This window comes from Sulfitobacter undariae (genome assembly GCF_014196805.1).
Taxonomy (GTDB): Bacteria; Pseudomonadota; Alphaproteobacteria; order Rhodobacterales; family Rhodobacteraceae; genus Sulfitobacter; species Sulfitobacter undariae.
The window spans coordinates 329542-351570 of the sequence record NZ_JACIEI010000002.1; the positions used below are offsets into that span (position 1 = coordinate 329542).

Annotated in this window: 22 protein-coding genes; 11 read left to right on the top strand and 11 right to left on the bottom strand. The window is 55.2% G+C overall.

The features are described from left to right. Positions 1–36: 36 nt before the first annotated feature. From GGR95_RS05125 to GGR95_RS05145, 5 genes are read right to left on the bottom strand one after another with little or no spacing between them, the layout of a single operon-like run. The gene (locus GGR95_RS05125) at positions 37–1113 is read right to left on the bottom strand and encodes a branched-chain amino acid ABC transporter permease (protein WP_184563464.1); all 1077 of its coding nucleotides are present in this window, start codon (positions 1111–1113) and stop codon (positions 37–39) included. 1 nt (position 1114) lies between these two features. Beyond that, positions 1115–2107 carry a branched-chain amino acid ABC transporter permease gene (locus tag GGR95_RS05130; RefSeq protein WP_184563466.1) on the bottom strand — a complete coding sequence of 331 codons (993 nt, stop codon included), beginning with the start codon at positions 2105–2107 and terminating at the stop codon, positions 1115–1117. An 8-nt stretch (positions 2108–2115) separates the two neighbouring features. Beyond that, entirely contained in the window at positions 2116–2820 is a 705-nt protein-coding gene (locus GGR95_RS05135) for an ATP-binding cassette domain-containing protein (protein ID WP_184563468.1), read from the bottom strand. After that, positions 2817–3584, bottom strand: coding sequence for an ABC transporter ATP-binding protein (locus tag GGR95_RS05140; RefSeq protein ID WP_184563470.1), 768 nt, complete (start codon positions 3582–3584; stop codon positions 2817–2819). The genes GGR95_RS05135 and GGR95_RS05140 overlap by 4 nt, the downstream gene beginning before the upstream one ends. A gap of 60 nt (positions 3585–3644) precedes the next feature. Beyond that, positions 3645–4844 (bottom strand): substrate-binding domain-containing protein, encoded by a 1200-nt coding sequence (locus GGR95_RS05145; RefSeq protein WP_184563472.1) that lies wholly within the window; start codon positions 4842–4844, stop codon positions 3645–3647. A 94-nt stretch (positions 4845–4938) separates the two neighbouring features. On the opposite strand from GGR95_RS05145, the gene GGR95_RS05150 reads away from it, so the two are divergent. Both GGR95_RS05150 and GGR95_RS05155 read left to right on the top strand, forming a co-directional pair. Further along, the gene (locus tag GGR95_RS05150) at positions 4939–5529 is read left to right on the top strand and encodes a helix-turn-helix domain-containing protein (protein WP_184563474.1); all 591 of its coding nucleotides are present in this window, start codon (positions 4939–4941) and stop codon (positions 5527–5529) included. 171 nt (positions 5530–5700) lie between these two features. Next, positions 5701–6051, top strand: a complete 351-nt coding sequence (locus GGR95_RS05155) for a RidA family protein (RefSeq protein WP_184563476.1) — start codon at positions 5701–5703, stop codon at positions 6049–6051. A gap of 42 nt (positions 6052–6093) precedes the next feature. Here the strand turns inward: GGR95_RS05155 and GGR95_RS05160 are convergent, their stop codons facing one another. The 5 genes from GGR95_RS05160 to GGR95_RS05180 form a co-directional block, all read right to left on the bottom strand. After that, positions 6094–7773 (bottom strand): amidohydrolase, encoded by a 1680-nt coding sequence (locus tag GGR95_RS05160; protein WP_184563478.1) that lies wholly within the window; start codon positions 7771–7773, stop codon positions 6094–6096. 66 nt (positions 7774–7839) lie between these two features. Next, positions 7840–8859, bottom strand: a complete 1020-nt coding sequence (locus GGR95_RS05165; protein WP_184563480.1) for an ABC transporter substrate-binding protein — start codon at positions 8857–8859, stop codon at positions 7840–7842. Between the two features lie 19 nt (positions 8860–8878). Next, positions 8879–9682 carry an ABC transporter permease gene (locus tag GGR95_RS05170; protein WP_184563482.1) on the bottom strand — a complete coding sequence of 268 codons (804 nt, stop codon included), beginning with the start codon at positions 9680–9682 and terminating at the stop codon, positions 8879–8881. Next, positions 9675–10586: an ABC transporter permease gene (locus tag GGR95_RS05175; RefSeq protein ID WP_184563484.1), complete on the bottom strand. Its 912-nt coding sequence runs from the start codon at positions 10584–10586 to the stop codon at positions 9675–9677. Before GGR95_RS05175 ends, GGR95_RS05170 begins: the two co-directional genes overlap by 8 nt. Before the next feature lie 3 nt (positions 10587–10589). After that, entirely contained in the window at positions 10590–11669 is a 1080-nt protein-coding gene (locus GGR95_RS05180) for an ABC transporter ATP-binding protein (RefSeq protein ID WP_246423286.1), read from the bottom strand. A 270-nt stretch (positions 11670–11939) separates the two neighbouring features. Here GGR95_RS05180 and GGR95_RS05185 point away from each other — a divergent pair, with 270 nt between their 5' ends. The 9 genes from GGR95_RS05185 to mnhG all read left to right on the top strand — a co-directional run bounded on the left by GGR95_RS05185 (position 11940) and on the right by mnhG (position 21083). Further along, the gene (locus tag GGR95_RS05185) at positions 11940–12611 is read left to right on the top strand and encodes a helix-turn-helix transcriptional regulator (protein ID WP_246423287.1); all 672 of its coding nucleotides are present in this window, start codon (positions 11940–11942) and stop codon (positions 12609–12611) included. Positions 12612–12724: 113 nt separating this feature from the next. Then, a complete protein-coding gene (locus GGR95_RS05190) occupies positions 12725–14179 on the top strand; it encodes an aldehyde dehydrogenase family protein (RefSeq protein ID WP_184563488.1) in 1455 nt (484 codons plus the stop codon). A gap of 57 nt (positions 14180–14236) precedes the next feature. Further along, positions 14237–14983 (top strand): SDR family oxidoreductase, encoded by a 747-nt coding sequence (locus tag GGR95_RS05195; protein WP_184563490.1) that lies wholly within the window; start codon positions 14237–14239, stop codon positions 14981–14983. Between the two features lie 167 nt (positions 14984–15150). Next, positions 15151–18018, top strand: coding sequence for a monovalent cation/H+ antiporter subunit A (locus tag GGR95_RS05200; protein WP_184563493.1), 2868 nt, complete (start codon positions 15151–15153; stop codon positions 18016–18018). A gap of 1 nt (position 18019) precedes the next feature. Beyond that, positions 18020–18361, top strand: coding sequence for a Na+/H+ antiporter subunit C (locus tag GGR95_RS05205; RefSeq protein ID WP_184563495.1), 342 nt, complete (start codon positions 18020–18022; stop codon positions 18359–18361). Beyond that, positions 18358–19902, top strand: coding sequence for a monovalent cation/H+ antiporter subunit D (locus GGR95_RS05210; RefSeq protein WP_184563497.1), 1545 nt, complete (start codon positions 18358–18360; stop codon positions 19900–19902). Before GGR95_RS05205 ends, GGR95_RS05210 begins: the two co-directional genes overlap by 4 nt. Position 19903: 1 nt before the next feature. After that, a complete protein-coding gene (locus tag GGR95_RS05215; RefSeq protein WP_184563499.1) occupies positions 19904–20404 on the top strand; it encodes a Na+/H+ antiporter subunit E in 501 nt (166 codons plus the stop codon). Continuing rightward, positions 20401–20688, top strand: a complete 288-nt coding sequence (locus GGR95_RS05220) for a K+/H+ antiporter subunit F (protein ID WP_184563501.1) — start codon at positions 20401–20403, stop codon at positions 20686–20688. Before GGR95_RS05215 ends, GGR95_RS05220 begins: the two co-directional genes overlap by 4 nt. Continuing rightward, positions 20685–21083, top strand: coding sequence for a monovalent cation/H(+) antiporter subunit G (gene mnhG / locus GGR95_RS05225; RefSeq protein ID WP_184563503.1), 399 nt, complete (start codon positions 20685–20687; stop codon positions 21081–21083). Before GGR95_RS05220 ends, mnhG begins: the two co-directional genes overlap by 4 nt. Here the strand turns inward: mnhG and GGR95_RS05230 are convergent. Further along, positions 21080–21961: a LysR family transcriptional regulator gene (locus GGR95_RS05230; RefSeq protein WP_184563505.1), complete on the bottom strand. Its 882-nt coding sequence runs from the start codon at positions 21959–21961 to the stop codon at positions 21080–21082. The two genes, mnhG and GGR95_RS05230, sit on opposite strands and share 4 nt — an antisense overlap. Positions 21962–22029: the final 68 nt, after the last annotated feature.

The following is a 22029-nucleotide window of genomic DNA, read 5'->3' on the forward strand; positions in this document are numbered from 1 at the left end:
TGCATAGGCATAATCTTTGCCTTGCACCCTATGAGATCAGTCGCGCTGGCCTTTGGTCATAAGCGTCCCTGCAATGCCGCGCGGAAAGAAATAGACCAGCAGAATAAAGATAATGCCCAGCCAAAGCAGCCAGCGATCAGGGGCCAGCAGCTCTGGCAGGAGGGGAATACCTGCAGTGGCCTCTGACGCCGCGCCCATCAGGTCACGCAGATAATATTGCGCCATGACCATCAAAACGGCCCCAATCACAGCCCCCCACATTGTGCCCATGCCACCGATGACAACCATCAATAAAATGTCGATCATGATCGCAAAAGAAAGCGCCGTATCCGGCCCTGTGTACTTTAGCCAAACCGCATAAATGGACCCCGCCAAAGAGGCCGCAACAGCCGAAAGGCAAAATACAAACGTGCGGTAGGCAACAACGCGGTAGCCAATCGCCTCGGCGCGGGCTTCGTTTTCGCGGATGGCCTTTAACACTGTCCCCAGCGGCGAAACGGTAACGCGTAGCATGATCAAAAACAGCGTCAGAGACGTGAAAAAGACAAAGTAATAGCCCGCCAACTTGCCGTTCAGTTTGACGCCGAACCAGCGCACAACTTTACCATTTTCATCTACCATCAACTTATTTGCGGTTTTGAAAACCTCGGGCGCACGGTAGGTGATCCCGTCTTCGCCGCCTGTCAGTTGTGAGAGTTGCGAGGCCAGCACCAAAACGACCGAGGCAGCGGCCAGTGTGATCATCGCAAAGAAAATCGCTTTGACGCGTAGACTGACCAAGCCAATCACAGTGGCGATGACCAATGATATCAGCACCCCGGCCAAGGTGCCAACGGCCACAGCATCCAAACCCGGTCCCATCTTTTTTAGGGCGATGGCCGCGCCATAAGAGCCAAATCCAAAGAACATCGTATGTGCGAAGCTGACGATGCCCGTATAGCCAATCAACAAGTCATAGCTGGCGACCAAAACGATAAAGATACAAATACGCGCCGCGACTTCCAGTGCGCGCACATCCTGAAACAAGAAGGGCGCGAATAGCAATGCCGCAGCAATCATGATCATCACAGCTTTGATCGCCAGCGCGCCGTAGGTGACTTTTACTTGGGTCATGTTATTTCACCGCCGGACGCAGGCCACTGGGCCGCCACATTAGAATTGCCATCATCAGTAACATGTTTGATGCAAGCGCGAGTTTGGGCGCGAGATAGCCGATGTAATTGGCTGTGAGCCCGACAATGATCGCACCCAACAACGTGCCCTCGATTGAGCCGAGCCCACCAATGATAACCACGATGAACACCACAATCATCATCTCGCCGCCCAATGCTGGAGTGATCAGAGTCTCATACCCCGCCCACATAGCCCCGCCCAAAGCAGCCAAAGCTGATCCCAGCATAAACACACCGATGAACAGACGGTTTATTTTGAAGCCGAGGCTTTCTACCATTTCACGGTTCTCAACACCTGCGCGGATCAACAGCCCGACACGGGTGCGGTTTAACAAAGCCAGCAAGCCTGCAAAAACAACAGCGCCGATGCCAAAGGCGAAGATGCGGTATTTTTCAATGCTGACGTCACCGATGATCCACGCGCCGTCCAGAAATGAGGGGCGCGGTACGGTGACAGGGGTGCCCCCCCAAACAGCCAAAATGATCTGCTCGGAGACAATCAACGCGCCCATGGTGATCAGGATTTGACGCAGGTGATCCCGGTAGACAGGGCGGATGATGACGGTTTCAAAGAACAACCCCGCTGCAAGGCCAAAGGCGATGGCGGCAATCAGGGCAAGGGCAAGGGCGGCGCAGGCCAGCAGGATACTGTCACTGTCCAGCCAGCCGCCAAGTGCCGCCAATACGCTGGCCGCGACAAAGGCGCCGAAGCTGATGAACGCCGAATGGCCAAAGTTCATCACGTCCATCAATCCGAAAACAAGGCTGAGGCCAGAGGCCATCAGAAAGACCATCATGCCCATGGATAGGCCCGCAATGGTCAGTGTCACCCAAGACGAGGGTGCGCCGATCAGGACAAATGCAATCGCCGCCAAGGCAACGGGCAGCAGGTTTACGCCGCCGAACCGGCCCAGCGTATCCGTGAGTTTATTCATGACATTCCTCATGCAGAGAGACCCAATAACTGGCCTTGCAGCGCTTTGTCGGCGGCAAAATCCACCATGGAGCCACTGTGTACAACGCGGCCATCGTCAATCACGGCCATGTCACGGCCAAGGCTTCGGGCGAAGTTGAAGTTTTGTTCGACCAACAAGATGGTTGTTGTCTGCGCGATTTCGCGAAACGCTTCGCCCATCGCGGCAACAATCGATGGGGCGAGGCCTTTGGTTGGCTCGTCTACAAGGATCAAGGCGCGTGGTTCGATGATTGCACGGGCAACAGCCAGCATTTGCTTTTGCCCACCTGACAGGCTCCATGCTTGTTTGGTCCAGAATTTTTCAATTGCGGGAAACAGGTCGTAAATCCGCTGTAACCGTTGTTTGTCAAATTTGCCTTTTGCTGTGGCAAGGATCAGGTTTTCTTCAACCGTGAGGCCCCCGAATATGCCCATGTTTTCGGGAACGTAGGCGATGCCTTTGCGTGCGATATCGGCGGTTCCCATTCCGGCTATCACCTGACCTTGAAACGTGACCGACCCCGCCGAGGGCTGCCACAACCCCATGATCGCGCGCAGCGTGGTTGTTTTGCCCGCACCGTTGCGGCCCAGCAGAACAAATACGCCGCCTTCGGGCACATCAAAGCTGATGCCATGCAGGACAGCGTATTGATCGATGTTCGCTTTCATGTCTTTCACGCTAAGCAGGGTCACGCTGTTTCCTCCGTGGCAGAGCCAAGGTAGACGTCCCGCACGATCTGGCTGGCCATCACCTCGGCGGGCGCGCCATCTGCCAACAACTCGCCATTGTGCAAAACGATGATCCTGTCAGCCAATGCACGCACCACATCCATCTTATGCTCAACCAACAGAACCGTTTTGTCAGGGTCGGCTTTGATCTGTGCAATCAGGTCCAGTACGGCGGGGGCCTGATCCAGTGACATGCCCGCAGTGGGTTCATCGAACATGTAAATTTTCGGCTCCATTGCCATCAAAAGAGCGACCTCTAGCTTGCGTTGACCCCCATGGGGCAGGGCAGACGCAGGCATGTAGGCTTTGTCCTCAAGCTGTGCGGCTGCCAGATATTTCTCGGCGCTTTGCTTGAGCTGTGTTAACTTATGGGCAGGGCGGAACAGTCCCCAGCCCGCCCCAGAACGCGCCTGCACCGCCAAGCGGATGTTTTCCAGCACCGAGAGTTGTGGGAAGAGATTGGTCAGCTGGAACGCCCGCCCGATGCCATGGCGTGCCCGTGACGAGGGTGACATGCTGGTGATGTCTGTATCCCCCAAATGCACGGTGCCAGACGTGGCGGGCAATTGGCCAGAGATCAGATTGAAATAGGTTGTCTTGCCAGCGCCGTTCGGGCCAACGATCACCGTGGTTTCGCCGGGGTGAAAGGCGCAAGTGACTTGGTTGACGGCAACGTGACCACCAAAGCGGATCGTTAGATCGCTTGTCATTAGAGAGGGTTGGGGCATGGGGGCGCTCTTTACTAGGGTGTCGGGCCCGCAGACAGGGCAGCAGGCCCGACAAGTAGATTAGTTGTTATTGCGACCGATTGGGATGTTCATTTCATCCGCTTCAATGATGCGCACCAGATCGGGGATTGCCCATTCAACATCTTCGTCTACACGGATTTTGAAATGCACCATGGACTGCAAAGCCTGATGATCTTCGGGGCGGAACGTCATGACGCCTTTGGGGGTGTCCCATGACATGCCTTCCATCGCTGTGATCAGGTTTTCGGTGTCATAGCTGGTTGCGGTTTGCAGTGTTTTCACCACAGCAAGGGCTGCTGACATGCCGCCGGCAGTAAAGAAGTCCGGTGGGCTGTCAAAGCGTTCCATATGGGTTTTCACCAGCCAGTTGTTCACTGGATTGTCGTAGGCTTCATAGTAGTAATAGACCGCGCCTTCCATGCCGGGGAAGCGTTTGTAAGTTGGCAGAACGGGTAGAATGTGCCCGCCCATCGAGATTTCGATGCCGTAGCGATCAGGATCAAGCGCCTGAATTTTACCCGGCGCATCGCCGCCGCCTGCAACATAGACCAGAATGACCTTGCGGCCTTCTTTGTCTTTCAACGCATTGAACATACGCTCTGTGGCAGCGGTGAAATCGGCTGTGCCTTGGGGTACATATTCTTCGGTAACAACGGTTGCTCCGCTGCCTTCTAGTGCGGTTTTGAAGGCTTCGATGCCGTCACGGCCAAAGGCGTAATCTTCGGCCAATGTGGCGACGAACAGGTTTTCATCAGGCTGCAAGGCAATCGCTTGGGCTTGCATATCCATTGATGAATTGCGCGAGGTCTTAAAGACATAGCGATTGCTGTCAGGGCCCGTCAGGCTATCTGCAACAGCAGGTTCTACGATGAGGATTTTTTCATATTCTTCGGCAATCGGCAGCATGCCTTTGGTCACACCGGATGAGGTAGCCCCCACAGCCAAAAGCACTTCGTCGTCGCCGTATGCCTCGGCCAGTACAGCCCGCGCCACATCTGGCTTGAATTGAGTGTCTTTGATGATCACTTCGATGGGGCGGCCGTTAATCTCGTTGGTGCCGCCGGTTGCATATTCCAGACCCAGTTCAAAGCCGGTTTGTGCCTGTTTTGAGAAGGCCTCAAAACTGGAGCCGGAAAGCCCGTGCAGCAGGGCGATCTTGATCGGGTCTTGCGCCCAGCCTGCGCTGGTCAAAGCAAGGGACGTGACAATTGTTGCGGTGAACCGCGTTAATATCTTCATGGTATCCTCCCTGGGGGCAGGCGATGTCGTTGCACGCACCAAGCCCATCGTATAAAACACTTTCACCATCCGCGAGATAATGCTTGGAGGCAAGATGGTGGAAATACTTACCGACGATTCCTATTCAAATGGGGAGTTTGCAGAGCTGGCATTCACCTATGCTCCGATTGGTCTGGTCGTGACCGAGATGCGTGTGATCCGTGACTGCAATATCGCATTTGCACAAATGTTCTGCTATACACGCGATGAATTGCGCAATCAGATGTTTTCAATCCTCTATCCTTCGGCGGAGGAGTTTAAGAACATTCGTGATCGGGGTGTTAAGCAGCTTCGTGAAAACAATAGCTATTGGGATGAACGGATTATGGCGCGCAAAGATGCCTGCCTTTTCTGGTGCAGGGTACGCGGCCATTCTTTTACACCTGATGATCCGCTTGCCCGCGCTGTCTGGAGCTTTGCGGATCTGTCCTCCGAGCGCCCTTACAACAAACTCACCCGCCGTGAACGCGAAATTCTGAGCCATCTGAGCGAAGGGCTGACCAGCAAGGAAATTGCTATTCAGCTGGATATCTCTTACCGCACCGTCGAAGTGTACCGCGCAAAGCTGTTGCGCAAATTCAATGTCAGCAATACCAGCGGGCTGTTCCACTCACTTGGCGGGATTGATGGTGAACATGTCGTATAGGATCACTTGACGGGACAGGCGCGCATTGGCCGACGGAGGTGGTGTCGGCCTCTTGGCCGTAAACTTCCTGCTGGAAGCACAGGCATGAACCAGCGTAGAAGTATCCCAGCGCATGTAGATATGCGCGAGATTTTTAGCGCGATCACCCTCGGACCACAAAAGGAATTTACGATGAGCACAATTACACGCATGCACGGCGGCCCTAGAATGAGCCAGATCGTAACCCATAACGGCACCATCTATCTGGCAGGCCAAGTGGGCAACGCAACAGATGATGTCGCGGCACAGACCCAGACATGTCTGGACAAAATCGACGCATTGCTGGCCGAAGCAGGTTCAGACAAGACACGCATCTTGCAAACTGTGATCTGGCTGGCGGATATGTCCGATTTTGCGGCGATGAATGATGTTTGGGATGCTTGGGTGCCCGAGGGCCACACCCCTGCGCGTGCTTGCGGTGAGGCCAAGCTGGCGACACCTGATTATCGTGTCGAATTCACGGTTATCGCAGCACAAAGCTAAACAATTGCGGGCGCGCCATGACGCGCCCGCGACCCTTTGGCGTTATTGCGCCTGATAGGTCACTTTGCCATCACAAATTGTCGTGGCCGCGTTTGCTTCGGTGATCCGATCAGCGGCCAGCGCAAAGAGATCACGATCCATCACTACTACATCGGCCTGTAAGCCCACTTTGATCCTGCCGCGTTTATGCTCGGCAAACTCGGCCCATGCGTTATCGCGGGTATAGCTGGCCAATGTGTCGGTCAGGCTTTGGGTTTGATCGGGCCAGTCCTCGCCCAAATCCAATGGCGCAATGGCGGCGCGGATGTTGGGCATCACGTCAACAGGGATCACAGGCCAATCAGTTGAGAAAATCACCTTGGCGCCCGTATCACGGATGGTTTGCCACGCATAAGCACCTTTGATCTGTTCGGGGTGGATACATTGGCCAATGGCACCTGGTGGAAAGATATGGCCAATCGGCGCATGGCCGGGCTGGATTGACGCGACAATGCCAAGCTGCGCCAGACGCGGGATGTCATCGACATGCATCACTTCCAGATGTTCGATCCGGTGGCGGCTGTCGCGCGTGCCATTTGCCTTTTGCGCTGCGTCATAGGCGTCAATGGTGCGGCGCACCCCTGCATCCCCAATCGCATGAACCGCAATCTGGAAACCCAGTCTGTCGGCTTCAACGCAGCACTTCACAAAATGCTCTTGGGTAAAGACTTCGTCACCTGTGTTGCCATCCTTACCCAGATCAGCGGGGTAGGGATGCAGCATCAGGGCTGTACCGCTTTCGACCACACCGTCGATGAACATTTTGACGTGCGAACACCGCACCATTTCTGTCTGCGTATGGTCACGCATGAGGGGCGCTTGGGTGGTTAACCATTCCAACGGGTCGGTACCTTTCATGTGGAAAGGCACATTGCAGCGGATGATCAAGCGGCCTTCGGCCTCTAGCTCGGACAGTAATTTCAACTGATAGGTATTGCCGTCCATCAGGTGCAATCCGGTGATCCCCTGCGCGGCGCAATGTTTCAAGCCGCGTTCAATGGCGTCTTTGTCCATTTCGCGCTGGGCAGGGGTGGCGGGCGGCACGGGGTCTTTGCCTGTGGTCAGCCCCATCATATCGCGCCCGCCATAACGCGTCAGCGCCAGCACGGGACCATAGGCCCCCGGCTCTAGCAACGCACCACTGGCCTGCCCGTCGTCGCCCATGACGATCTCGGAACCCGCATCAACTTTGCCGCCTTCCAGCATGCCTACGGCACGTAGGGCCGCCGTGTTGGCCCAAACAGTATGGTGATCGGGCGCAAACATCGCCAGCGGGCGATCGGGCAAAATTTGGTCAAGGTCTTGGCGGGTCAGGGTGGCCCCTGTGCCCAGAATATCATAATCGGCCATCACGCAGAAAACCATCTGGTCGTCCGGGTTGGCGGCGGCATATGGCAGGATGCGTGTTTTCATCTCCTCCAGCCCTTTGACGCCGTAGAGGTCTAACATTTCCAATTCAACCGAGCCGCCAAACAGATGCACATGGCTGTCGATAATGCCGGGTAAAACTGTGCCGCCCTGCGCGTCAAGCATTTTGGTCTGCGGGCCAGCCAACGCAAGGATATCCGCGTCATTGCCTACCGCAGTGATCAACCCGCCTGTGATGGCCATGGCTTGTGCTGACGGGGCAGCGTTGTCAAAAGTGGTGAGTTTTCCGGTGTGGATGATGATGTCAGGTGTCATACAAGCCTCTGGCAGAATGAAAAACAGCCCCGCAATTGCGGGGCTGTTGGTTGGCTTTATCTTCGCTTACTTCTGCAATTCTGTCCAGATCGCAGTGTAGAGCTTGCTTGCTTCTGGTGGGCAGGTTCTGGCGATATAGGCAGCGCCTTTCAGCTCGGCTGGAACAACGATTTCTGGTGCTGTTTTCAGGTCTTCGGCCATGAACTCTTCTGATCCGACAATACCATTTGCATAACGCGCAAAGGTAGACAGCATCGCCGCGTTTTCAGGGTCCATCATGAAGTTAAGGAAGGTTTTTGCCTCATCGACATTTTTGGCGTCTGCCAGAATTGCCGCGTTGTCCATCCAAACAGAGAAGCCTTCTTGGGGATAGCCGAATGCGATGTCGGCGTTTTGCACACGTGCGCGCATAGAGGCACCGTTCCAGTTGGTGCCAGCAGCGACATCGCCCGCAGCGTATTTCTCGATCATGCCGTAATCCATGGACAGCCAGTGTGGTTTGGCTGCTGTCAGCACGTCACGGACTTTCATCAGGACTTCTTTGTCCGCTGTACATTGTTCGCCGCCAACATAGTGGATCGCCATTTGCATCACGTCATTCATTTCTGGTGTGACGTTGATCTTGCCTTTCAGCTCTTCTGGCGGGTCGAATACGACGGCTGCGGTGTTGATGTCGCCTGTGTAGGTTTTGGTGTTCACGGTCACACCAACGGTGCCCCACTGCCACGGCACGGTATAGTTGCGGCCCGGATCAAACTCTACGTCTACCCACTGTGGGTCCACGTTTTTAAAGTTCTCCATCTCGTTCGGCTTGCTTTCCATCAGCAGGCCTTCTTTGATGAAGATCGGAACATATGTGCCGGACGGCACAACAATATCAAACCCGTGGCCGCCTGCTTTGATTTTTGCCAGCGCGGTATCGTTGCTGTCATAATCGGTGATCGTGACCTTGATGCCGGTCTCTTCCTCGAACTTCGTGATCATCTCGGGCGAGGTGTAGTTGCCCCAGTTGTAGAGGTTCAATTCACCTTCGGCAAAGGCGGGGCCTGCAAGAACAAGCGCAAGTGCGGTGACTGTCTTTTTCATTTTTAACTCCTGTTGGTTTTTAATTTCGTATTTTGCTGAGCAGTGTAAAGGCAACGACCATAAAGACCGAAATACCTAGTAGAACAGTAGAAATCGCATTGATTTCCGGCGTGATCACGCGGCGCAACTGGCCCAGCATGTAGGTCGGCAGCGTGTCTTGGCCAGCGGATTTCACGAATTCGGTGATAACTACATCATCCAGAGAGATGACAAAAGCCAGCATCGCGCCCGCAAGGATACCGGGCCAAAGTTGGGGCAGGGTCACGCGGCGGAACACCAAAAACGGCGAAGCGTAGAGATCAGCCGCTGCTTGCTCAAGGCTTAGGTCCATGCCTTGCAGCCGTGCGCGAATTGGCAGGTAGGCAAAGGGGATACAAAAAGCCGCGTGAGCGATGATCAGGTACAGCAGTCCCGTATAGCCTGTGGCGACTTTGATCACTGAAAACAGGATCAACAAGGCAACCGCTGTCACAATCTCAGGCACCATCAGGGGCTGGTTGATCATAGCAAATGCCGCTGTCTGGCCTTTGAACTTGGGCGTGCGAGTGGTTGCAAGGGCTGCCATCACAGCAACGCTTGTCGCAATGGCTGAGGCCCAGAAGGCAATCACTAGGGATCTGACAGTTGCGTCTTGGACCTGTTCATTCTCCCATGCCGAAACATACCAGCGCCACGAAAAACCTTCCCATGCTGCGATGGAGGTGCCCGAGTTGAAGGAATAGATGATCAGCAAAAAGATTGGTGTGTAGAGCAGGATGAAACAGGCGATTGCAATAGTGCCAAAACCTGTCTGTTTCTTGATGTCAAAACCGTGTTTAGCCATGATGTGCATCCTCTTTGCCAGCGGTGCGCACATAGAAGATCAGTGCGACCATAACGATAACCAGCAACGTGATCGACAGCGCAGCCCCCAAAGGCCAGTTGCGGCCTTGGCCGAATTGCAGTTCGATCAGGTTGCCCAGCATCAACTGATTGCCGCCGCCCATCACACGCGGTGTCACATAAGCGCCCAGCGATGGGACAAACACCAGAATGGAACCCGCGATCACACCCGGTTTTACCAGCGGCATAATCACACGGCGCAACACCTGAAAACGCGTCGCATAAAGATCGTAGCCCGCCTCGACGAGGCTGAAATCCAGCCGCTCCATTGACGCATAGACGGGCAGAACCATCAGGGGCAGATAAACATAGAGCATACCCAGCAGGATCGAACCTTCGGTATAGAGCATCTGGATCGGCGCATCGATAATACCCAGCCACAGCAGAAGCGTGTTGATAGTGCCTTCATTGCGGATCAATTCGAGGATCGCAAAGGTGCGGATCAACAGGTTGGTCCAGAACGGGATCATGATCAACAACATCCACATGTCGCGCTGTTGTTTCGGGCGTGTAGCGATGAAATATGCGGTGGGAACGCCAAAGAACAGGCAGGCCAACGTTGTCATCAGTGAAAGCTTGATCGACCGCCACAAGATGCTCAGATGTGCATCCGACCACCCTAAGGTGTCATCGAAAATATCGCGCTGCGCAAAAACGTTGAACCAGCCGTCGGTGGAAAATTTCCAAACCACCCCGCCATAATCGCCGGGCGTCAGAAAGGAATACACCAAGGTGATCAGCAACGGGCCGCTGGCTGCAAGGACCAGAATGATTAACGCAGGCGCAAGCAGCATCCAGCGGGTGCGCGATGCGCGTTTGGCGACAGTTGTGGACAGATCAGCCATGCATCAATCCTTCAGAACCTGAGCCACATTCGCACCAAAGCGTACAGCGGCACGGTCTCCCTTTTCGTATTCCAATGTCGAATCCGCGCTGTTTTGCTGGCGCAGAACAAAGGTGGTGCCGTCCTCCAGCGTCATATGCACATGGGTGTCGGTGCCGAAATAGACGATATTGTCGATCATGCCGCTCAACAGACCGGTTTCAGAGGTGGTCAGGCTTGCTTGCTCGGGGCGTACGGCAAGGGTCACGGCACCTTCGCGTGCAACACCTTCGGGCAGATGCGCGGTGACGGTTTTGCCAGAGGCTAGCAATACCTGCGCCACATCCCCTTCGACAGATTTGATCTGCGCGGGCAGGAAGTTGGTATCCCCAATGAAATCCGCCACAAAGCGTTCAGCAGGGCGGTCATAGATATCACGTGGGGAACCGATCTGGCGGATCGAACCACCACCCATAACCGCGATGCGGTCTGACATGGTCAGGGCTTCTTCTTGGTCATGGGTGACAAAGATAAAGGTAATGCCGGTTTCAGTCTGGAGGCGCTTCAGTTCCAACTGCATCTCTTTGCGCAGCTTGAAATCCAGCGCGCTGAGCGGCTCATCCAGCAGTAATACACGCGGTTTGGGTGCCAATGCACGGGCAAGGGCCACACGCTGCTGCTGGCCACCAGAAATCTGGCTGGTCTGGCGATCCGCCATTGCGGTCATCTGCACCAGTTCCATCATCTCATCAACGGTGGCTTTAATCTCGGCTTTTGGTTTGCCCAGCATTTCCAAACCAAAAGCGATGTTCTGTGCCACTGTCAGGTGGGGGAATAAGGCATAGCTTTGGAATACGGTGTTGATCGGGCGTTTATATGGGGGCAAGTCCAGCAGGTCTTTGCCGAACATCTCCAGCGTGCCTCCCGTGGGATGTTCGAACCCTGCGATCAGCCGCAGCATTGTGGTTTTGCCACAGCCTGACGGGCCAAGAAGGGTGAAAAACTCGTTGTCGCCAATCTCAAGATCGACGCCGGCCAATGCCTCTACAGGCGGGTTGCCGGGATAAACCTTGCGCAGGTTGCGGGCGTGTATCGCTGTGGTCAAATTTGTGTCCCCTGTTCCAGTATCAAGGCAATATGCTGTGATAGCAGAGATTCCAGTAAACATGATCAAATTAGTTTAGGCTATGAAAAATAACCCCGATCAGGTAGTTTTTTTTAAAATCGCTTTAATTAGGGGGTAATTTTAGTGCAGGAACTCTCTCATCGGGACGTTTTTCGCCTGCGTCATGCGATGGCCTCGGTTGGAAGCGATTCTTTCTTCACCTCATTCAGGAAGCTTCTCAGAGGCAGATTACATTTCGATACGTTCCTGATGATGCGATTTGATGCGGGCAATGCGCCAACATTGCTCGGCACGTGGAAACGGCTGGGCGCGACGCCGCCGCATGTGTTGGGCGAATATCTGGATCGGGCGTACCGCCTTGATCCGTTTTACCAGTTTACTGATGTGCCAACGCAGGGCGGGCTGTACCGTCTTTGTGATATTGCGCCGGATCGGTTTTTCTCAAGCGAGTATTTCTACAAGTATTTCAAAGAAACCCGCCTGTTGGATGAGGTGGGGCTGCTTGCCCCGCTGTCTTGCGGGTCTGTCGTGCACTTGTCCTTCAGCCGTCTGGAGCGGAGCGGGCAATATCGCCGTCGTGAAATACAATGTCTTCAGGATTACAGCCCGATTTTGTTGGAATTGCTGGTCAGCCATGGCCGGTCATTGCCGCTGGCGGGTGTTTCACCACAAGAGCAGACCCGCGTCAGCGCTTTGCATGAACTTATCCTGAATGAAGCGAATGAGGCATTTCAGGCAGGGTTGACGCGCAGAGAGGCGCAGATTGCGGGGTTGGTTTTGCTGGGGCATTCCAATGGCTCTGCCGCGCAAATGCTGAATATCTCGCGTGAGACGGTCAAGGTGCACCGCCGCAACCTCTATAGTAAATTGAGAATATCGTCTTCGGGGTCTTTGTTCGAGATGCTGCGTCATCTTTTGTAGAATTGTAAGGGCTTAGATAATGTCGGGAAACGGGATTTACGCGGCCTGACGTCTTGCCTTTGGGCGCTTCTATTGTCAATCTCCGCGGAAATCTCTTCCTAAGGACAGTCCCTATGCCATTGCGCCCGCTGAATATTGATCCCACACATTGCCTGATTGACGGTACATGGGCACCCTGTGCCAGCGGGCAGGTTTTGCCGCTGTTGAACCCCTCGGATGGTAGCACGCTATGCGAAATCGCGCGTGGCGGTGCCGAAGATATGGACCGCGCTGTAGCTGCGGCCCGTGCGGCGTTTGAAGGTCCATGGGGGCGCACAACTGGGGTTGAGCGGGGGCGTATCCTGCAAAGAATCGGGGCGCTGGTTTTAGAGAACATCGACGAATTGGCCGAGTTGGAAGCACTGGACGTCGGCAAGCCGATTACTCAGGCCCGTGCCGATGTGGTGGCGCTGGCGCGTTATATGGAATTCTACGCAGGGGCCGTGGACAAGTTGCATGGCCAGACGATCCCGTATCTGGACGGCTATACTGTCTATACAATCCGCGAAGCGCATGGTGTTACGGGGCATATCATCCCGTGGAACTATCCGATGCAAATTATTGGCCGATCAGTCGGGGCGGCATTAGCCACTGGAAACGCGGCTGTGTTGAAACCCGCCGAGGAAGCCTGTCTGACAGCCATCGCCTTTGGCGAGTTGGCGCGTCGTGCGGGGCTGCCTGACGGGGCGTTGAATGTTGTGTCGGGGCTAGGTGCAGAGGCGGGTGCGGCGCTGACCTCACATGCGGATGTGAATCACATTTCTTTCACCGGTTCTGTCGGTACAGGCCGCCTGATCCAGCAGGCAGCATCGCAAAATGTGATCCCTGTGACGCTGGAACTGGGTGGCAAATCGCCGCAGTTGGTGTTCGACGATGCAGACATCGACGCGGCGCTGCCGTTTTTGGTGAATGCGGGTATCCAGAACGCAGGGCAGACTTGCTCGGCGTCTTCGCGGATTTTGGTGCAACGCGGGGTCTATGATGAAGTCGTGCGCCGCATGGCAGAGAAGTACTGCGAATTGCGGGCAGGGCCAGCCATGTCTGACCTCTCGGTTGGTCCGCTGGTCTCTGCTCGTCAAAAGGAAATCGTGGAAGGGTTTATCGCCAAAGGCGCTGACCTGAACCTTGCTGCACGGGGCGAAGTTGTTGCTGATGCGCCTGCAGGCGGTGCCTATGTTGCGCCGGCTTTGTTTGCGGATGTGTCACCGGATCATGCGCTTGCACAAGATGAGATCTTCGGCCCTGTTCAGGTGATTATCCCGTTTGAAGACGAAGCCGAAGCGCTGGCGATTGCCAATGGTACGGCTTACGGGCTTGTCGCTTCGATCTGGTCACGTGATGGGGCGCGTCAGATGCGTTTGGCCAAGGCGTTGCGTTCAGGCCAAGTGTTTTTGAACAACTACGGCGCAGGCGGCGGCGTTGAGTTGCCCTTTGGTGGGTCAGGTCTGTCGGGCTATGGCCGCGAGAAAGGGTTTGAGGCGCTATACGGCTTTACCTCGCTCAAAACGGTTGCAGCCTACCACGGCTGATCTGGAATACCCGCGCCGATGCGGCGCATTTTGAAACGTCAACAAAAGGAATAAACCATGCGTTTGCAGGGAAAAACAGCGATTGTAACGGGCGGTGCCTCGGGTTTTGGTGCAGGGATTGTGCGCAAATTTGTGGCAGAGGGTGCGCGGGTGATGATCGCTGATCTGAATACAGAATTGGCTCAAGAGCTGGCCCAAGAACTGGGTGCGCAGACCATTGTTTCCACAACCAATGTGGCAAATGCCGCCAGCGTGGAGGCGATGACTGCACAGGCAATGGACGCGTGGGGACAAATCGACATTCTGGTAAATAACGCGGGTGTCACGCATTTGCCTATGCCGATGGAGACTGTGACAGAAGATGATTTTGACCGTGTGTTCGCGGTTAATTGCAAATCCATCTATCTGACAACACAGCATATTGTGCCGCTGATGAAGGCCCGTGGCACAGGGAATGTGTTGCATGTTGCATCCACCGCAGGTGTGTCGCCGCGCCCGAACCTGAGCTGGTATAACGCGTCGAAAGGGTGGGTGAATAACGCCACCAAAGGCATGGCGGTTGAGCTGGCCCCCGCAGGTGTGCGCGTTAACGCATTGAACCCTGTTGCCGGTGAAACGCCGCTGCTGCAATCGTTCATGGGCGAGGATACGCCAGAGGTGCGTGCCAAGTTCCTGTCCACCATCCCGCTGGGCCGCTTTTCCACACCCGAAGACATGGGCAATGCCGCGTGCTTCTTGTGCTCGGACGAGGCAAGCATGATTACAGGCGTATGCATGGAAGTGGATGGCGGGCGCTGTATCTAAGTTTCAAACGGAAACCCTAAAGAAATTTGGTTGTGCGGTCTGGTATCAGCCCGCACAATTCTTTAGTTTCTCCGAAACTATTTGTAATATTCGCCACGATTCCTGATCGCGGTGAGACGACAGGCTGCGGAGTAGTTTTTTCCGCACCCCAACAGTATGGAGCGCGTGTGTCCCTTCTTTTGATTGTTGCCTTACCGTTTTTGGGGGCTTTGCTTCCCGGATTGATGAACCAGGCTGGCCGCGCCTCTTGCGCGGGAGTGACATTTACCGTCACGCTGGCGGCCTTTGTCGGTCTGCTGACCAACCTGCCTGCGGTCATGGCGGGTGATCTGGTCATGTACCGGATGGACTGGATTCCCAGTCTGGGCCTGAACTTTACCCTGATGCTCGACAGCTTGGGCTTTTTCTTTGCCACACTGATCCTTGGCATCGGATTGCTGATCATCACCTATGCACGCTATTACCTCGCACGTGAGGACAATATGGGTGAATTTTTCACCTATTTGTTGTTGTTCCAAGGGGCGATGGTCGGGATTGTCATGTCCGACAACATCCTACTTTTGCTGGTGTTTTGGGAGCTAACATCCCTTTCGTCTTTCCTGCTGATTGGCTATTGGAAGCACCTTCCCGAAGGCCGCCAAGGCGCGCGGATGGCGCTGACGGTGACAGGCATGGGCGGTCTTGCGATGATCGCTGGTATGATGATCCTTGGTCAGATCGTCGGCAGCTACGATCTTAGCGTGATCTTGCAAAACCGTGAGCTGATCCAGAACAGTGACCTGTATCTTCCTGCGCTGATCCTGATTTTGATGGGCTGTTTCACGAAATCCGCACAATTCCCGTTCCATTTCTGGTTGCCGCACGCCATGGCCGCGCCGACACCTGTTTCGGCCTATCTGCACTCGGCCACGATGGTAAAAGCAGGGATTTTCCTGATGGCGCGGATGTGGCCGGTGCTGTCGGGGACGCCTGAATGGTTCTGGATCGTCACCTCGGCGGGGATGATCACTATGGTTCTAGGGGCGGTGATTGCGCTGTTCAAACATGATCTGAAGGCGCTGTTGGCGTTTTCCACTGTCAGCCACCTTGGCTTGATCACCATGCTTTTGGGGACAGGCACCACCTATGGCGCAATGGCGGCTGTCTTTCACATCTTGAATCACGCCACCTTCAAAGCGGCGCTGTTCATGTCCGCAGGGATCATTGACCACGAGACCCACACCCGCGACATCCGCCGTCTTGGCGGCTTGCGCCACCTGATGCCGATCACCTTTGTGATTGCCACATTGGCGGCATTGTCGATGGCGGGTATTCCGTTACTCAACGGGTTCCTCAGCAAAGAAATGATGATGGGCGAGGCCTATGACACGGTGATGGGCGGCAATACATGGATTGTTCCCACAATGGCCGTTGTTGGCTCGCTGTTTTCTGCGGCCTATTGCTTCCGGTTGATCGGGCACACTTTCCTAGGTGCCAAACGTGACGATTACCCCGCCAAACCCCATGATCCGCCTGCGGGTCTGTGGCTGCCGCCTGCGGTGCTGGTGGTGTTGGTTGTGGCGATTGGTGTGGCTCCGTTTCTGGCAGAGCCAGCGGTTAAGGCGATCACCAGTGCTGTTATTGGCAACGTTGGCGATGTCTATGACGGCCGTTTCAAAATCTGGCACGGCTTTGTGCCTGCGCTCTATATGTCCATCGTGGCTGTCGGCGGCGGTTTGGTTGCGCTGGCCCTTTTCAATCCAATGTTGAAAATCTGGGACACAGTGCCGCGCCCCGAAGCCAAGACAATCTTTGATGCGGTGATCAGGGCTGCTGTGCGCCTGTCCCGTGCCCTGACCCTGCCGCTGCACAACGGCGCATTCACGCGCTATAGTGCGGTGATGGCAGTGACGGTGGTTGTTGCAGGCTGTTACGCTTGGGTCACAGGCACAGTCGGCGCACCGACCCGCAGTGTGCAACCTGCTGGCGCAATCGAAATTGCAGGCTGGGTGATGTTGGTCTCGGCCACGCTAGGCATGGTATTCCTGCACCGCAACCGTCTGCTGGCGCTTGTGTTGATCGGTATTGTCGGGCTGATGGTTTCGGTCGGTTTTGTGTTCTTTTCGGCCCCTGATCTGGCGATGACCCAGATCACGGTTGAGGTGGTGACAACAATCCTGCTGTTGCTGGCGCTGAACTTCCTCCCGAACGAAACACCCGTTGAAAGCACCGTTTTGCGCCGTGTGCGTGATGTCAGCGTTGCTGTGGCAGGGGGCTTGGCGACAATGGCGCTCAGCTATCACTATCTGCTGCGCGACGCGGTCACGGCACCGATTTCAGAGTTCCATCTCGCCAACAGCTACAAAGGCGGCGGCGGTACAAATGTTGTTAACGTGATCCTCGTTGATTTCCGGGGCTTCGACACCTTTGGCGAAATCATCGTGTTGGGGATTGCTGCGGTCTTGATCTATGCCCTGACAGAAGCACTTTTGGGCGGCCCTGTGCGTGCGCGTCTGTTGAACCGTACGCCGGACAAGCCGCTGGCGGGGGACATGCACCCGATGATGATGGTTGTGCTAACCCGCGTCTTGCTGCCTGTGGTTATGATGGTGGCCTTCTATGTCTTCTTGCGCGGCCACAATGAGCCGGGCGGCGGGTTTATTGCAGGTTTGATCGCGTCGATTGGTCTGGTGATGCAGTACATGGCCAGCGGCTATAGCTGGGCGACACAGCGCCAGCGCTATCCGCACCACGGTGTGATTGGCGCAGGTGTGCTGATCGCAGGTCTGACGGGCATCGGGTCTTGGTTTGTGGGTAAACCTTTCCTGACATCTGATTTCGCCTATGTTCGCATCCCGCCGTTTGGAAAGTTTGAACTGGCCACAGCGGCAATGTTCGATTTGGGTGTGTTTCTGGCCGTTGTCGGGGCGGTTATGCTCTCGCTTGACGGTTTCTCGCGCCTCGCCAGACGCGCCCATGTAAAGGACAGTGATCACGCTATGGATATCAACCCTGCGCGTTCCGAAAAAGAAGCGCTTAAAGGGCAGGGGGTATAACATGGAAATTCTTGTAGCATCCGCCATCGGCATCCTGACAGCAGGTGGTTTGTATCTGGTAATGCGCCTGCGTACCTTTCCGGTAATTTTGGGCGTGTCGCTGCTGACTTATGCGGTGAACGTGTTTTTGTTTGCTTCTGGTCGTCTGACCATCGGCGCGCCGCCGATCCTGACAGATGCAACCACCTATACCGATCCTTTGCCGCAGGCCTTGGTGCTGACGGCCATTGTGATTTCCTTTGGTATGACTGCCGTTGTGGTGATGATTGCACTGGGGGCTTATCTGGGAACGGATGATGACCACATTGATGATGCACCCGGCCGTGGGGAGGACGTAGTATGACCCATTGGTTGATTATGCCGGTTGTTTTGCCGGCGCTGCTTGCACCGTTTCTGATCCTTGCTGCGCGTTATCACATGGGCATCCAGCGGGTGTTCTCTGTGGCGGGTGTGATGGCGATGATCGCGCTTGCGCTGGGGCTGTTTGTTAAGACAATGGACGGCACTGTGATGCTGTACCAATTGGGCGATTGGGCGGCCCCGTTCGGGATTGTGCTTGTGGGGGACCGTCTGAGCACGATGATGTTGCTTCTTATGGCCGTTCTGGCACTGTTTGTCCTGCTCTACTCCATTGCATCTAAATGGGATGATCGCGGGCGGCATTTCCACGTGCTGTTCCAGTTCCAACTCATGGGGATTGCAGGCGCTTTCCTGACGGGTGACCTGTTCAACCTGTTTGTATTCTTTGAAGTCCTGTTGATCGCCTCATATGGCTTGATGATCCATGCAGGCGGCAACACGCGGTTACGTGCAGGTGTGCAATATGTGCTGTTTAACCTGCTTGGCTCGACGCTATTTCTATTTGCGCTTGGTGCGCTCTATGCGGAAACAGGCACGCTCAACATGGCGGACCTTGCTGTGCGGGTGCAGATGATCAGCGTTGACGCCAGCGTGGGTATCCGTGTCGCCGCTGTGCTACTGATCCTTGTGTTTGCGATCAAAGCCGCGCTTGTGCCGTTGCACTTTTGGCTGCCCAGCTCTTATGCCGAAGCACCAGCGCCAGTGGCCGCCCTGTTTGCGATCATGACCAAAGTGGGCGCTTATGCTATCATCCGTGTTTATACGTTGATCTTCCCAGTTGATCTGGAGGTCACCGCGGGTTTGCACGGCACTTGGTTGCTACCCGTGGCGATGGTTTCGTTGGTTGTCGGGGCCGTGGGGGTGCTGGCGTCGAAAAAGCTGGACAGGCTGGTGGCTTTTGCTGTGATCAGTTCTATGGGGATGGTGATGGTTGCCATTGGGATGTTCACCGAAGAAAGCATCGCCTCGGCGCTCTATTACATCGTGCACTCTACCTTGTCGGCAGCGGCGCTGTTCCTGATCGTTGACCTTATCCGCCAGAGCCGTGGGCATCTGGAGCTTCGCACGGATGCGCCGATTACTTCGGCGGCATTGGTTGCGGGCATGTTCATGGTGGCGGCGATTGCCATCGCTGGCTTGCCGCCGCTTTCGGGTTTTGTGGGCAAGCTGATGGTGATGAATGCCGCGTTTGACGATGGGCTTGCTGTTTGGGTCTGGTCGGTAATCCTGTTCTCCAGCTTGATTACCATTGTCGGGTTCTCGCGGGCAGGGTCTGTGATTTTCTGGAAGGCGCAATCGGATGGGGCACCTGTCCCTGAAGCAGGTCGATCTGTGCCCGCGCCGCTGTCGTTTGTGGCGGTCGGTGGATTGCTGGCCTTGCTGGTCGCGCATACGGTTTTTGCTGGAAGGGTCTATGAGTTTACCACATTAACTGCCGCGCAACTGATCAACCCCGAGGACTATTCCAGCACCGTTTTGGAAACACCGGGTAAACTCGACGACGCAAAAGCGGAGGATCACTGAGATGGCGCGCTTTTTCCATTGGCTTTTTCCCCACCCCCTTCTGACCGTTTTGTTGGTGTGTGTGTGGATCATCCTGCAAAATGAATTCAGCGCTGGCATGGCTGTCTTTGGTTTGATCTTGGCGATTATCATTCCACGGATCACCGCCGCCTTCTGGCCCGAACGGCCAGGGGGGGTACACGCTGGCAAGATGATCTCCTATGGCGTCATGGTGCTGTGGGACATTATGGTTGCCAACATCCAGGTTGCTTGGATCGTGCTGACGGTCCCGAACTCCAAGCTCAAACCCGCTTGGATCACCATCCCTCTGGACCTGCGCCAGCCCGAAGCGATTACCGTGCTGGCAGGCACAATCACCCTGACACCCGGAACGGTATCGGCGGATCTATCGGAAAGTGGCCATTACCTGTTGGTTCACATTCTGCACACCGATGATCCCGAAGGGGAACGCGACGCCATCAAAACCCGTTATGAGGCCCGCCTGAAGGAGATTTTCAAATGACCTTTGCAACCGAACTAATGAACTATGCGCTAATGGGGGCGTTTGTGATCGTCGGCCTGTGCCAGTTGATGTCGATGGTGCGGGTTGTCATCGGGCCAAACACGGGCGACCGTATTCTGGCGCTGGATACCATGGTGGTAAATGCCATTGGTCTGATCGTGCTGATGGGATTGTCACAAGGTACGCGAATCTATTTCGAAGCATCCTTGATCATTGCGATGCTCGGGTTTGTATCCACCGTCTCTTATGCGCGGTTCGTCCTACGGGGAGACATCATCGAATGACTTATGAAATCATCGCCCTATACGCTGTCAGCTTTTGCCTGATTGTCGGTGCAATCTTTACGCTGGTGGGGGCCATTGGCCTGTTGAAATTCAACGATAGCATGACGCGTCTGCACGCGCCTACCAAAGTGGGAACCGTGGGTGTGGGCGCGTTGTTGTTGGCATCCATCATCTACAATGGTGTTTTTAATGGCGGCGCTATTCAGGAATTACTGATCATGGGCTTTCTCTTTGTGACGGCGCCAATTTCAGCCCATTTTATCGCCAAAGTGAACATGCACCGTGGTGCCTGTGACACGCCCCCCGAATTGCCCGAGGGTGAGGAATGGGCGACGTTTGATCTGCCTGCAGGGGATAACGCTTTGCTTGAGGAAAACACAACCAGCGCGAATTAAAGCGCTGCAAAGCATTTGGCCAGATGGTCAAATGTCAGCCTCACGCGGGGACTCATCCGCAACTCGCGGTGCGCGGTGAGCCAGACAGGCATGCTTACCAACGGCATGTCTGGCCAAATCTGGATCACGTCAGGGTGCGACAGGCCTACCAAACGCGGCACAAATCCGATGCCCATGCCTTCCAGCACCATCCGCCAGCACACCACCTGATCATCTGACCTAAAGGCAAAAAAACTGCGGTCCACTGGCATGCCAACTTCGCGCATGCCGTCGATGATCAACGTGCTGCGGTCATAGCCGATGATCGTGTGCTTGCCCAAGGCTTGGGCGCTGTTAGGCATGCCGTGTTTTTCGACATATGCCGAGGATGCAAATAATCCGATGGGTAGTTCGGCGACTTTTTTGGTGATTAAATCATTCTGCGTGGGGCGGTACATGCGCACCGCCAAATCCGCTTCGCGGCGCAACAGGTTTTCGGAATGGTCCGACGCCACAACTTCAATTTGTAAGTCCGGGTGGCTGGCATTCAGGCCTACCAACATTTCGGGCAACAGATAGGTGGCCGCGATCTGGCTTGCGGTGATGCGTATTGTTCCGCTGAGGGTTTGCGCCTGCGTCCCTGCCAAGGAAAGTCTTGCCGCTGTTTGGGCCATTTCTTCCGCATGGGCCTGCACCACTGCGCCCTCGGGGGTGAGGGTCAATCCTGTTGACGTTCTGAAAAACAGCCGTTGGCCCAGCAACTCCTCTAACTGCGACAGATGGCGGCTCAGGGTGGGTTGGCTATTGCCAGATGTGGATGCCGCCGAGGATAGTGACCCTGCCGCTGCGATGGCCGCAAAGGACTGAAGTAAATGCCATGGCAAGTTTGTGCTATTCATTTTTGTATGACCAAGTCCAAATTACAGCAGTTATTTATGCGTATATTGTCAGGCAAACAGTCTCTGTC

What these genes read in the sequence shown, in the direction of transcription:
- GGR95_RS05125 (WP_184563464.1), bottom strand. Translation starts at nt 1,113, where the DNA reads ATGACCCAAGTAAAAGTCACCTACGGCGCGCTGGCGATCAAAGCTGTG.
- GGR95_RS05130 (WP_184563466.1), bottom strand. Translation starts at nt 2,107, where the DNA reads ATGAATAAACTCACGGATACGCTGGGCCGGTTCGGCGGCGTAAACCTG.
- GGR95_RS05140 (WP_184563470.1), bottom strand. Translation starts at nt 3,584, where the DNA reads ATGCCCCAACCCTCTCTAATGACAAGCGATCTAACGATCCGCTTTGGT.
- GGR95_RS05145 (WP_184563472.1), bottom strand. Translation starts at nt 4,844, where the DNA reads ATGAAGATATTAACGCGGTTCACCGCAACAATTGTCACGTCCCTTGCT.
- GGR95_RS05150 (WP_184563474.1), top strand. Translation starts at nt 4,939, where the DNA reads ATGGTGGAAATACTTACCGACGATTCCTATTCAAATGGGGAGTTTGCA.
- GGR95_RS05155 (WP_184563476.1), top strand. Translation starts at nt 5,701, where the DNA reads ATGAGCACAATTACACGCATGCACGGCGGCCCTAGAATGAGCCAGATC.
- GGR95_RS05160 (WP_184563478.1), bottom strand. Translation starts at nt 7,773, where the DNA reads ATGACACCTGACATCATCATCCACACCGGAAAACTCACCACTTTTGAC.
- GGR95_RS05165 (WP_184563480.1), bottom strand. Translation starts at nt 8,859, where the DNA reads ATGAAAAAGACAGTCACCGCACTTGCGCTTGTTCTTGCAGGCCCCGCC.
- GGR95_RS05170 (WP_184563482.1), bottom strand. Translation starts at nt 9,682, where the DNA reads ATGGCTAAACACGGTTTTGACATCAAGAAACAGACAGGTTTTGGCACT.
- GGR95_RS05175 (WP_184563484.1), bottom strand. Translation starts at nt 10,586, where the DNA reads ATGGCTGATCTGTCCACAACTGTCGCCAAACGCGCATCGCGCACCCGC.
- GGR95_RS05185 (WP_246423287.1), top strand. Translation starts at nt 11,940, where the DNA reads ATGATGCGATTTGATGCGGGCAATGCGCCAACATTGCTCGGCACGTGG.
- GGR95_RS05190 (WP_184563488.1), top strand. Translation starts at nt 12,725, where the DNA reads ATGCCATTGCGCCCGCTGAATATTGATCCCACACATTGCCTGATTGAC.
- GGR95_RS05195 (WP_184563490.1), top strand. Translation starts at nt 14,237, where the DNA reads ATGCGTTTGCAGGGAAAAACAGCGATTGTAACGGGCGGTGCCTCGGGT.
- GGR95_RS05205 (WP_184563495.1), top strand. Translation starts at nt 18,020, where the DNA reads ATGGAAATTCTTGTAGCATCCGCCATCGGCATCCTGACAGCAGGTGGT.
- GGR95_RS05210 (WP_184563497.1), top strand. Translation starts at nt 18,358, where the DNA reads ATGACCCATTGGTTGATTATGCCGGTTGTTTTGCCGGCGCTGCTTGCA.
- GGR95_RS05215 (WP_184563499.1), top strand. Translation starts at nt 19,904, where the DNA reads ATGGCGCGCTTTTTCCATTGGCTTTTTCCCCACCCCCTTCTGACCGTT.
- GGR95_RS05220 (WP_184563501.1), top strand. Translation starts at nt 20,401, where the DNA reads ATGACCTTTGCAACCGAACTAATGAACTATGCGCTAATGGGGGCGTTT.
- mnhG (WP_184563503.1), top strand. Translation starts at nt 20,685, where the DNA reads ATGACTTATGAAATCATCGCCCTATACGCTGTCAGCTTTTGCCTGATT.
- GGR95_RS05230 (WP_184563505.1), bottom strand. Translation starts at nt 21,961, where the DNA reads ATGAATAGCACAAACTTGCCATGGCATTTACTTCAGTCCTTTGCGGCC.